We start from the raw sequence: 10,990 nt of genomic DNA, 5'->3' as shown, positions 1-10,990 counted from the left end.
CGGACGGCTGCATGGTCCCGGCGTGTACGACATGAAAGCGGGTCTCGTCCAAGCGGTGTTCGCCCTACGTGCGCTGCGTGAACTGGGGATCACTCCGTCGGTCACACCGGTGTTGTTCATCAATTCCGACGAAGAAATCGGTAGCGGCGAATCGGCTTGGCGAATTCAAAAACTGGCCCAATGCGTCGACCGCGCGATGGTGATGGAGCCGTCACTCGGCCCGGAAGGACGGCTGAAGACGGCTCGCAAGGGCGTCGGCCGATTCGTGATCACGATCAATGGCAAAGCGGCCCACGCCGGCTTGGATCCCGACAAGGGGATCAGCGCGATTCTGGAACTCTCACACGTCGTCCAAACGCTGCATGCGTTGAACGATCCAGAAGCCGGCACGACGGTCAACGTGGGCACGATCGATGGCGGTGTCCGCCCGAACGTGGTTGCCGCCGAAAGCCGCGCCGAAGTCGATGTTCGCGTCCGTACCGAAGCGATCGCGCGGCGGGTGGAACAGGCCATCTATGCGATGCAGCCCACCGTGGCGGGAACGCAGATCAACGTCACCGGACACATCGGCCGCCCGCCGCTGGAGCCGACGCCACGCAATCGAGCGTTCTGGCATCGCGCCCAAGAAGCCGCCGAAGTGCTGGGGATTGAAATTCGCGAAGGCGCCGCCGGTGGTGGTTCCGACGGCAATTACACCAGCTTGCACACCGCGACCTTGGACGGTTTGGGAGCGGTCGGTGACGGAGCCCATGCGCTGATCGAACATGTCATCGAAGACAAGATGCCTGAACGCGCCGCGCTGTTGGCGTGCTTGCTGATGGGGGCTCCGATCTCCGATCGCGACAGCCCACCGGACCCAAACGCCTGGGCCGAATCGGTGGCGTTCACGCCGGACGATTCCATCAACTCGGAAGTGACTTCAACGGACCGACGATGAGGTGCCAGCGATGTGTGAAACCAAATATACGTTCGGATCGCTGACCCGAATTTCCGACCTCGCCGAAAACCCTTTCGCCGTAGAACTCCTTTCACGAGATGCTTGGGCGACGGGCGATTATGTCGTCGGCGAAGTGACGCAGACGTCACCGAACCGAATGATCGAGCTGACGACGGGTCGGATGATCGAAGTTTCCATCGGCGATTGGATCGTCGGTGCGTTCGGCTTTCGCGCCGCCACGCTCGAATCGGTCGGCAACTGGCAAGCGATTCCCTATGACGGTCAGATGCATGCGATGACCGCCGCGGGGTTGATCGGCACGGTGACGTCACGCTCCAGTTTTGTCGGCGAACCGATCCATTTGCTCTATCGGGGGCACGTGAAACGCGGGGGAGAAAAAGTCGTGATGCAAGACTTTGTCAGCCCGATCGCGTCGGCAAAGTTGCAATGTCCGATCGTGCTGTTGATCGGAACGTCGATGTCATCGGGCAAGACGACATCGGCCAAAATCATCATTCGGCGTCTGAAGAAGATGGGTTTGCGAGTCACGGGTGCAAAGTTCACCGGTGCCGGACGTTATCGAGATATTCTGTCGATGTCCGATGCAGGAGCCGACGCGGTGTTTGATTTCGTCGATACAGGGCTGCCCTCGACGATTTGCGAAGAAGACGTTTATCAACGGGCGTTTGACACATTGGTCGGACGCATTGCCGAAACGCGTCCCGATGTTCTGGTCGCCGAGGCCGGAGCGTCTCCGATCGAACCGTACAACGGACAAGTCGCCGCGTCAGGACTCAGCCAGGGACGGCGATTGACGGTCTTATGCGCCTCCGACCCGTACTCGGTGATCGGTGTCACCAAGGGGTTCGGGTTTCAACCGGACTTGGTGACCGGAGTCTGCACGAGCACGTCGGCGGGCGTCCAAGTCGTCCGCGGACTCGTCAACGCCTACGCGCTGAATCTGACCAATCCACACACGCTGGAAGACTTGGACCGATTGCTCAAGGACAAACTGGAAATCTAGATGCCAAACCACCAACTTACCGCTGCCGACATCATGTCTGGCGGCATTCGAACCGTGCCGCCGCAGATGACACTGCCCGAACTGGAAGAAGCGTTTGTGCGGGACCGCGTGACGGGGTTTCCGGTCGTCCACGCCGGTAAACTCGTCGGCGTCGTGTCCCGATCCGACATCGTCCGCCAACTGTGCACCGAGCGTCAAGTCGCCGAAACCGTTTCCGATTTTCACTACGATGAACGGGGCTTTCATGAAATCGAAATGGAATCGTTGCAACAAATCGCGGACCGCATCGGCGAGCGAATTGAAAGCTTGTCGGTCGCCGATTTGATGAACAAGCGGCCCTACACGATCCCGCCGGCCATGCCGATCCGCGAGGTCGCCCACCAATTCCTCACGCATCGCGTCCACCGTCTGCCGGTGACCGATCAAGGCGTGCTGGTCGGAATCGTCACCACGATCGACCTGGCGCGTTTGATTGCCGATGGACGGCTCTAATTCACCCGGCGTCCCGCAGAATCCGCTGGACCGCACGCTCAAGCTGGTCGGAAAAGTTCGGTGTCCACCAATCCTGAAAACGCTGCTCCACCTGTTCCATCATTCGCTTTTCCTTTCTCGCGAGCGCTCTGAATTGCTTTGCACGACTGGATCTGGTTTCCTTTCGCGCCAACCGTTTCATGCGCTCACGCGCAATGGCATGGTCGTGCAGTTCCCCCAGCACCTCTTGGACGTTGCAAACGACCGGATAGATCTGGGTGCGAACCTCGGCGGGCAAGACGTCCCCGAGCAGCTCGATGGTGTATCGGAATCGCTTTGCCTGGATACGAAATCGGTGCAATTGGTCGACGCGGTCAAGATCGCGTTTGGCGTGTTTGAAGAAACACTGCGAACGATGGGCGAGTTGCATTTTTGCAAACCCATTCAAGTCCTGTTGCGATTGGCAGCGGATCGCGCCGAGCAGTTTTTTCACGCGTCTTGCCAAATGGTCCTTGTCCATCAGCGCGCGATTCAAGTCCGCGATCGATCTCCGAGCCTTTCGCCGCAACGGTGTTAAGCGTCGCATCAACCGCTTGTGTTTTCGCGAATCCGAGTCGCGATAACGGAGGGCAAGCACGTCCAGATCACGCGCGACACCGGCAACCTGACGAATGCCTTTCATCCGCCGCTCCATCCGGCGCGCCAATTTGCCAGGCAAGACGTCCTTGTACAGATGCAACGCCGCGATGACCCGTCGCGTGCTGACGCGTAGCTGATGCACGTGTTCGATCGATGCGTCCGACCGCGAACTCGCCTGGGGCAGATAGGACAACACCGCGGCAAGCCGGTTGGACAGGGTCAGTCGAGCGGCGGTGGCGACGCAGCCTTCGGCGTTTTCAAGACGCACCCATTTCCCTGAATCCTGAGCAGCCAGACCGCGTTTAGATTTGTCACGCTTGGAAGACATGGAGCAGATAAAAATCGCAGTTTAGGATGCAGCATGGCGTCGTCTCTCGAGCCGCCATTGTACTCCATCCCATGCAGCCCCTTCGGGCAACGCTGGGACGCATTTTTTTAGCGGTAGGGCGCGAGCCCTCCGGTGTTTCGGCAACGATCAGCGACCGGAGGGCTTGCGCCCTGCCGCTAACACCTCGTCAAACGCAGGGAAGCAATGCTTCACCGCGTTGCCCTTCGGGAATCGGGTTGTTGGTCGACGTCCCGAGTCACTGGAGGTCCGAAAACCGCTTTCGAATCCTGTCCAGCTCACGGCGGTACCCTTCCGCGTCACCGAATTGGCAATACAGACACTGCCGCGTATGGCAGCCCTTCGCCCGCCGCGCATGCTTGATCGGGCACCAGTACTGTTCGGTCCGGGAAGCGATTTCCCGGGCATAGGCCAGCACGCCGTTGGAGTAACCGCAGTACACGCAGTTCAGTTTTTCGATCCCATTGAGATAGGCCAACTGGTACCGATCGATGACCACGTACTCGTGTCGGTAGACGCCGGGAATCCGATAGACCGGAAAGCAAACCCACTGGTAGACCGTCACGAAAAGGTCCAGCATCGCGATCGGGATCAACAACGCATAGATCACCGGTGCGGTGAGCACCGTCATCACCGTCGAACCGAGCAGGTAACGCCAAAGGGAGGTTGCGAAGGCGCGATGGCGACGGCGGAGATCCGCGTCGAAGACCACGTTTTCACGTTGCCGCTGGTCGGGAGGTTCACCCGCCGAATGGTGGATTTTCTCCGCCACGCTGCGCTCGAGTGTTTGGATCTCGGCGATCAGCTTTTCGAGGGGATGACTCATCCGCGTCGGACTGCTGGTTAGGGGGAATCGAGCACCGATCAGATCACTCGAACGACTCGTGCCCAGACGGTGCCTGGGAACAAGCAATCAAAGCGTGCCCGAGGGCACGCTTTCGTTTCGGCCAACGACAACAACGTGCGATGACGCACGTCCCGTCATTCCCATTCAATCCATCATCGCCATTTTTGCGAATTGGATTCTCTCATATTCTTCGTCGGGCGATTGCAGCAACGCTTGCACGGACGGATCGATCAAGCTTTCCAGCCACTGCCCGGGGGGAATGTCATGGGACCGTTCAGCGAAGCAATCGAAGGCATTGAGGAAGACTTCTTCGACGATGTCGGACACTTGAAAGGGGTGCTCCAACCGCGAGCCGATTTCGGGGTAGCGTTCGATCCAATGGCTGATCCGCGAGGCCAGCGAGGACTCGAAGACATCCATTTCATGGCGAAACTGCTGGTAATCGTCATCGCCTACGGCTTGGACGATGGCCTCGACATTGATTTCTCCCAGGGGGGCGACATCATGTCGGGTGCCCGCGGCGAGTTTCTCGGCCTCCTCACCGACCCGCATCTGGCGTTTGTAGGCGCGAACCTTCTTGGTCAGTTTTCGGATACAGCTTTCGAATGCCGGATGCACCTTGTGGTGACGTTCGCCGGTGAACAGCATTTTCCCGGAGAGCCCTAGACTGGTTTTGACGTGGTAGTCACGCGCTTTTTGATGATGGACGACCGTGATGTGCAGATCTGACACAGGGAAGTCCGCCACCAGGTTGCGCAACGTGTGGAGATCGAGTTCCATGTCTTCGATCTGGTCGGCCGACAATTCGCAGCCTTTGGTGTCCAGTTCAATTCTTAGGTTGTAGCTCTCGTCGGAAAACGTCATTGTTTAGCTCCTCTGCAACAATTGGATGCGATGGTGTACCGGTCAAACGTCGTCGAAGCTGCACGTTCGATCCGATACGTCGCGCGACAGCAACGCCTGCTGTCCGTGATCGCACTCAGGTAAGCAAAGCCTGTGCCGCGTTGGGCGAAACCGCACGCTTTAAGAGCTTTTCTGAACCGGGCGATTCCGATCGTGATGGCAGCGTCAATGCGACTGCGATTTCGAATCGGTTTGCTGCAGGTGCGGTTTCCCCGGCCGAGTGGCCTCGCTCGCGGTGACCAGGTCGACCCGTTCCAGGTTCTTTGTGCCGGTCACGATATAGGTGTCCTGGGCGTTGACCTCGCGTTGATAACGGCGGCGATACCGGTCGCCGTAGCCGTAGCCGATCGACTGGTAGCTTCCGCTAGCACTGCTCTGGTACGACGCGGTGGAGTGGGGCGCGGTGAACTTGTTGATGACCACGCCCATCACCCGTGATCCGGTCCAACGCAGCATCGCGACGGCTTCTTTCGCGTTCGGTTTGCAACGACGTCGGATCCGCATCACCAAGATCGCGGCATCGACATAGGTGGTCACGATCGTGGGATCGCTGACCATCAGCAGGGGAGGCGTGTCGACGATGATGAAGTCGTAGTTGGCCCGCGCCCATTGGAAGACGTCAGCCAGTTCGGCCAACGTCAGCGCTTCAGCGGGGTTGGCCGGCAACGGACCGCAGGGCAGGATGTCAAGGTTCTCGATCGGCGTTTGATGGACCGCCTGGGCGGCGCTCAATTCACCGTTGAGCACGTTTGCCAAGCCGATCTTGGTCTCCAAATTAAAACGCAGCGAAAGTCTCGGGCTTCGCAGATCCAAGTCGATCAGCAGGGTGCGTTTTCCCGACTGGGCGATCGAGCAACCGGCATTGGCTGCCAGCGTGCTTTTTCCGTCACCCGGCAAGGGGCTGGTGATCTGAAACACCTTGCTGTCGGTTTGTCGACGATCCAACAGCATCGCCGTCCGGACGGCGCGCACCGCTTCTGCAGCCGGCGAATGTGGCCGATGGATCACCGCCAGCTTGGGATCCAAGCGCGCGATCGAGTTGGTGGGCATTTGCTTTCGTTTATGGCTTCGTCCCCCGTCAACGGGAATGTGCGTCAGCACTGGGGCCTGCAATTCGTGTTGAATCGCTTCGGCGCTGCGAAAGGTCTTCGCGCCGGCTTCAAACAGCAGCGCCAACAGCCCGCTCAATCCGAGACCCAGCATGGCGAACACGGCCAAATCTTTCTTCAAATCGGGACCGGTCCGATGGGCTTTGCCGGTCGCCAACAGCGGTTCGACAAGGATCCCGCCGTTGATGTCGATCAATTCCAGGGCGGCCAATTGCTGTTCCAATTGGATCAACATGCCTTGCAGACTGGCGATGCGTCGACGGAACGAGGCGTCGGTGTCTTCAAATTTTTTCAGCTCATCGGCGGCCAGTTTTTCGGCATCAATTTTCCGATCGACTTCGGCGAGGTCTTCGTTGGCGACACGCAAACGTTCGCTCAATCCGCGAATGTAGGCGTCGACCGCTTCACCGGCACGCACCACCTGGGCTTGGGTCGATCCGTTTGCCTCAGCGATCTGTTGACTCTGCTCGCTCAGTTCTTTGCGGCGTCGGTCGACCTGGGCGATCAACTCGTTCAATTTGCTTTGGGAACTTTCGATCTGCATCACGATCGATTTGACTTCGGGGTGCGATCGACCGTACGCCATCTCCAATTGCTCCCGCCGGATCACCAGCGGAACGAGCTTCTTTTCGACCTCGATCTTTTGCATCTCCAGATCGTCCGTTGCCAGACGGTCGGTTGATTTCCCATTGAGCATCAAACGCGAGTCTTCGAAGACATCACTGAGTTGGCCGATGATCATCGCCACCATCAGCGGATTCTTGTGACGGCTTCGCATGCTCTCTGCGAATCGCAATTCACCGTCGAGCTGACGTTGCTTCTGCTCCAGTTGATCGCGAAAGGATTGTAGTTGAAACTGACGGTGACGGTGAGGATTGACGACCTGGCCATTGGGATCCCATTCCAACGGGGCGCCTTCTCGAAACGTCTTGTAGGCTTCTTCCAATTCAGCCTGTTGCGGCAAGAGTTTTTCTTGAGCTTGGCTGACCAATTGCTCAAATTCATTGACCCGCAACTCACGTTCTTCTTGGAAATGGGAGCGGATCGAATCGCTGACCGCGTTGACTGCGGCAACGCAAACCTCCGGATCGTGTCCGTCAAAATGAACCGCTGCGATCAAGCGGTCGCGAGAGTCCTTCAGATCTGTGATCGTTTGAAATTGAATCCCGCCCCGCACCATGGCGATGAATTGATCGTTGGTCAGTTCCCGCAAGGCCGGAATCGACCGCAGCTGTTCGTTTAGATGGACCCGCCCGGCGATCGCATCGGAACTGATCAGCGATTGCATCAGATTGCCGCTGGGGATTCCGCCGCGGACGAGACCGGTGGACGTGTCGAGCGTCAACGGTGTATCGGTCTTGAACATCAGCCGGGTCGTGGCACGATAGGTCACCGGTTTCTGCCGGTTGACCCAATATCCCAATAGCGTTCCGATCGGCAGCAAGATTGCGATCAGCCATTTGTAACGCCACAAGACCGTTCCGATCGCCTCCCCCTGTAGTCGTCCACCATCACGTTCCATCGCATGACCGGTGTCAGAATGAACGTGTGGAGGCTGTGGTTCCAACATGGAGGGTGGAGGAGGCTAGAGGCAGCGAGGCGGGAGCGGAGCAGGGGTGATGATCTGGTTGACTCTAGGGCGGAATTAGTCAAAACGACGACGTTCGATCCGACCAACTGATGGCGGACTTCCCTCGTCGGCCGTTGATCAGTCCAACGCATCCACATCGACATCGCAGAGCACAAATGCCCGCGTCGCCTGTCCGCGGTCGGCTTTCAGCCATTGCCTGCGTTCTTGTGCGATTTCGCCTAAGATTCGCTGTGCGTCGGCCGGGGCGATGGCACCCGCTTCGCCGGCGTAGGCGAGCTGAATCCCACGCCAGCCCAGCGCTTCCAGGGGACGATGGAGTTGTTGCAGCAGTTCGGCCAGCTGCGACAACACTTCGGCATCGCGGGTCTCCTCCGATGCCATCGCGGCGCCGATCGTGGTGGTTTTCCGGATCGTCTCGGCCCTGCGGCTAGTCGCCTCCGCTTCGTCGACCGCCCCTAACTCACGCAGCGACTGGCTCATCAACGCATAAGCGTGAGGATCGGTTTGATCGCGAATCACACATTCGGCAAACGCTTTGACGGCTGCGGCGTGCTCGCCCTGAAGCGCCGCCGCGACGCCTCTGGCCAGCCAGGCGTCGGGGTATCGATCAACCGCGTCGGTGCTGCCGGCGATCCAGTTCCCCAGCGCCTCGCCGTCGTTGAGTTGGGCATAGGCACGTCCCAGCAAAGCGTCTTCTTCGGCGCTGCGAACTTGAGATGCTTCCAGACGCGATCGAACCGATGCCCATTGATCGCGGCTCACCTCCACCCGCGCCTTGCCCAACGTTCCGATGGGATCAAAGCTGTCCTTGGTCACATCTCCGGGGAAGGGGTGCGAGATGGAGAGCAGCGCCCGGAGTTCGTCTTCCATGATGTCGCCGAGAGAGCAGAGCCGGCTCAGGTGCTCGGCGGCTTCGATGCGTCGCCCTTGCCGCAGCATCAACCGTGACAAGTTACGATGCACCAGGGCGGCATCGGGTACCTGGTCCAGCAACTTTCGATAGCGTTGTTCGGCTTGGGAGTACTGCCCGAAGCGGACCATCCATTCCGCCGTCTGCCCCAACACGGGCAGCCGAACATCGGGAGTCGTCGTCGCCAATTCGTCGAGCATCATGATGGCCTCCGGAAAACGCTTGCGATTGCCCAAGACCAGCGCCATCAGAAAAACGACTTGCGGGTCATCGGGGGCCAGCCGCATGGCCTGCCGCGCCAATTGGAATGCCTGTTCATCCTGTCCGGCTTGCAACGCCAGCATCGCTTGGCGGTGAAGTGTTGCGGGATCCGGCGCGGGGGGCTGGTCCGCTGCCGCGATCGACTCGGCAGGTGTCGGCGTCGCCTGATTCAAAGGTGCGGGTGCCCTGTCCGCGGGTGCCCTGTCCGCGGGTGCCCTGTCCGCGGGTGCCCTGTCCGCAGGTGCCGTTTCCGCCGCGTCGGTGGGAGCTGTCTGCGACGGCGTGGGTGACGCCTGCTTTTTGTCACAACCGCTCCACACGGCAACCGACAGGACAAGGCACGCGGAAACAACGATGCTCTGGTGAGGTCGCACTTTCAATCGACTGTTCCCCTGCGCTGGTATACTTGCTTTCTGGCGTTTCATTGATTGTCGGTCGAATCGCCTTGCGGCACAATTGGGAAGTTCGTCGTCGACTCGGCGGATGAACGTTGGCCGTGACAAACCATTGGTGCCCCTTGGGAGTGAGACGGGTGAATCGTGGACTGATCCTTCCCAGCGCGGGCGTTTGCTTGATTCTAATCGCGTTTGCGGCGTTTCGCGGACCACAGGATATCGCGGACGGCGACGATCGGATGACCGTTGCCGCGGATGATTCGACGGGCAAGGCGTCATCCGCCCCCACGCTCGTCGGTCGTCAGGTCTGTCGCGAATGCCATGCCGAGAACTTCGCTTTGCATGCCCAGCATGGTCATGCATCAACCTTTCATCTGGTTTCGCAAACCGATCTTGCCGAGACGTTTGACGGACAGTCGTTCGACGCAGGCGAGCCGTACGGGACGTACCACTATCATGCCGAGGGGGAAGGCAGACTCTCGGTCTCGCTACCGGAGCGGTTTGAACAGGATCGTTTTCCGCTGCAGTACGCGCTGGGCTCGGGACACCATGCCCAAACGATGCTAACGTTGACCACGGCGGTCGACGGCCAAACCGAGGGGATCGAACACCGTGTGACCTGTTATTCCGATGGCCGTCTCGCTCTGACGCCGGGACACGCGAACAAAACCCCCCACGATGCGTTGGAGTACTTTGGCGATTCATCGCGGGGCGAACCACTGCAGCGGTGCATCTACTGCCACACGACGAGTGCGAAGATTGTCGGTGAAACGATCGTCGACCTGGTCTCGAGTATCAATTGCGAGAAGTGTCATGGCCCGGGCAGCGAGCATGTGCGGGCGGCGCGATTGAACCCCACCTCGCCGCCACCCTATTCGGTCGGCGAACCGAGTTGGGACACCGAGTCGGAATTTCAGCTCTGCGGAGATTGTCACCGATTGCCACGCAGCATCTCCGAAAAGGAGATCCGAGACTACCCGAAACTGTTGGCGCGGTTTCAGCCGGTCGGACTGTTGCGCAGTCGCTGTTATCTGGAATCCGATCGCCAGCTGAAATGCACGACCTGTCACAACCCGCATCAAACCATCCACGCCATCGAGCGATCCGAGCACGAGCAACACTGTATCACTTGCCACCAGCCTGAAGTCGCCGAGCATGTCGCCTGTCCGGTTTCACCAACAACCGGCTGCATCGAATGTCACATGCCGGCCGTCGAACTGGACGAGGGGCTGCAGTTCCACGACCACTACATTCGAGTGCATGAACCCACGCTGCGAAGCAGCGAAGCGGGCGGCTAAAGCCTGCACACCAACGCAGGCTGGTGTCCAGCCTTCAGGCGCATCCCCACGCGCTGCGGAGCAGCAAGACGGGCGGCTGAAGCCTGCACACCAGCGCACGTTGGTGTCCAGCCTTCAGGCGCATCCCCACGCGCTGCGAAGCAGCAAGACGCGCGGCTGAACCCTGCACATCGGCGCCGTTGGTGTCCAGCCTTCAGGCGCATCCCCACGCGCTGCGAAGCAGCAAGACGCGCGGCTGAACCCTGCACATCGGCGCCGT

9 protein-coding genes are annotated in these 10,990 nt (G+C 59.5%); 4 read left to right on the top strand and 5 right to left on the bottom strand.

Annotated features, from left to right (window positions below; genetic code table 11):
* The 3 genes from ABX749_RS08630 to ABX749_RS08620 form a co-directional block, all read left to right on the top strand.
* Positions 1 to 937, top strand: a 937-nt coding sequence (locus tag ABX749_RS08630) for a M20/M25/M40 family metallo-hydrolase (protein ID WP_372895624.1), incomplete at its 5' end; no start/stop codon positions are given.
* Between the two features lie 10 nt (positions 938 to 947).
* Positions 948 to 1,961 (top strand): hypothetical protein, encoded by a 1,014-nt coding sequence (locus ABX749_RS08625; protein ID WP_372895623.1) that lies wholly within the window; start codon positions 948 to 950, stop codon positions 1,959 to 1,961.
* Positions 1,962 to 2,453 carry an HPP family protein gene (locus tag ABX749_RS08620; protein ID WP_372895622.1) on the top strand — a complete coding sequence of 164 codons (492 nt, stop codon included), beginning with the start codon at positions 1,962 to 1,964 and terminating at the stop codon, positions 2,451 to 2,453.
* Position 2,454: 1 nt separating this feature from the next.
* Here ABX749_RS08620 and ABX749_RS08615 read toward each other — a convergent pair whose 3' ends face one another.
* From ABX749_RS08615 to ABX749_RS08595, 5 genes are all read right to left on the bottom strand, one after another.
* Positions 2,455 to 3,339 carry a CHAD domain-containing protein gene (locus ABX749_RS08615; protein WP_372895621.1) on the bottom strand — a complete coding sequence of 295 codons (885 nt, stop codon included), beginning with the start codon at positions 3,337 to 3,339 and terminating at the stop codon, positions 2,455 to 2,457.
* Between the two features lie 316 nt (positions 3,340 to 3,655).
* Positions 3,656 to 4,243, bottom strand: a complete 588-nt coding sequence (locus ABX749_RS08610; RefSeq protein WP_372895620.1) for a hypothetical protein — start codon at positions 4,241 to 4,243, stop codon at positions 3,656 to 3,658.
* A 165-nt stretch (positions 4,244 to 4,408) separates the two neighbouring features.
* Positions 4,409 to 5,128, bottom strand: a complete 720-nt coding sequence (locus ABX749_RS08605) for a hypothetical protein (RefSeq protein WP_372895619.1) — start codon at positions 5,126 to 5,128, stop codon at positions 4,409 to 4,411.
* A gap of 204 nt (positions 5,129 to 5,332) precedes the next feature.
* Complete coding sequence (locus ABX749_RS08600) at positions 5,333 to 7,798, bottom strand: polysaccharide biosynthesis tyrosine autokinase (protein ID WP_372895618.1); 2,466 nt, start codon at positions 7,796 to 7,798, stop codon at positions 5,333 to 5,335.
* Between the two features lie 186 nt (positions 7,799 to 7,984).
* Positions 7,985 to 9,211 (bottom strand): tetratricopeptide repeat protein, encoded by a 1,227-nt coding sequence (locus ABX749_RS08595; RefSeq protein WP_372895617.1) that lies wholly within the window; start codon positions 9,209 to 9,211, stop codon positions 7,985 to 7,987.
* A 359-nt stretch (positions 9,212 to 9,570) separates the two neighbouring features.
* Here ABX749_RS08595 and ABX749_RS08590 point away from each other — a divergent pair, with 359 nt between their 5' ends.
* Positions 9,571 to 10,731, top strand: a complete 1,161-nt coding sequence (locus ABX749_RS08590) for a multiheme c-type cytochrome (RefSeq protein ID WP_372895616.1) — start codon at positions 9,571 to 9,573, stop codon at positions 10,729 to 10,731.
* Positions 10,732 to 10,990 lie beyond the last annotated feature (259 nt).

The organism is Stieleria sp. (assembly GCF_041595215.1).
Lineage (GTDB): Bacteria > Planctomycetota > Planctomycetia > Pirellulales > Pirellulaceae > Stieleria > Stieleria magnilauensis.
Note: the sequence above shows the minus strand (reverse complement) of the source record. Positions and strands in the feature narration are given on the sequence as shown.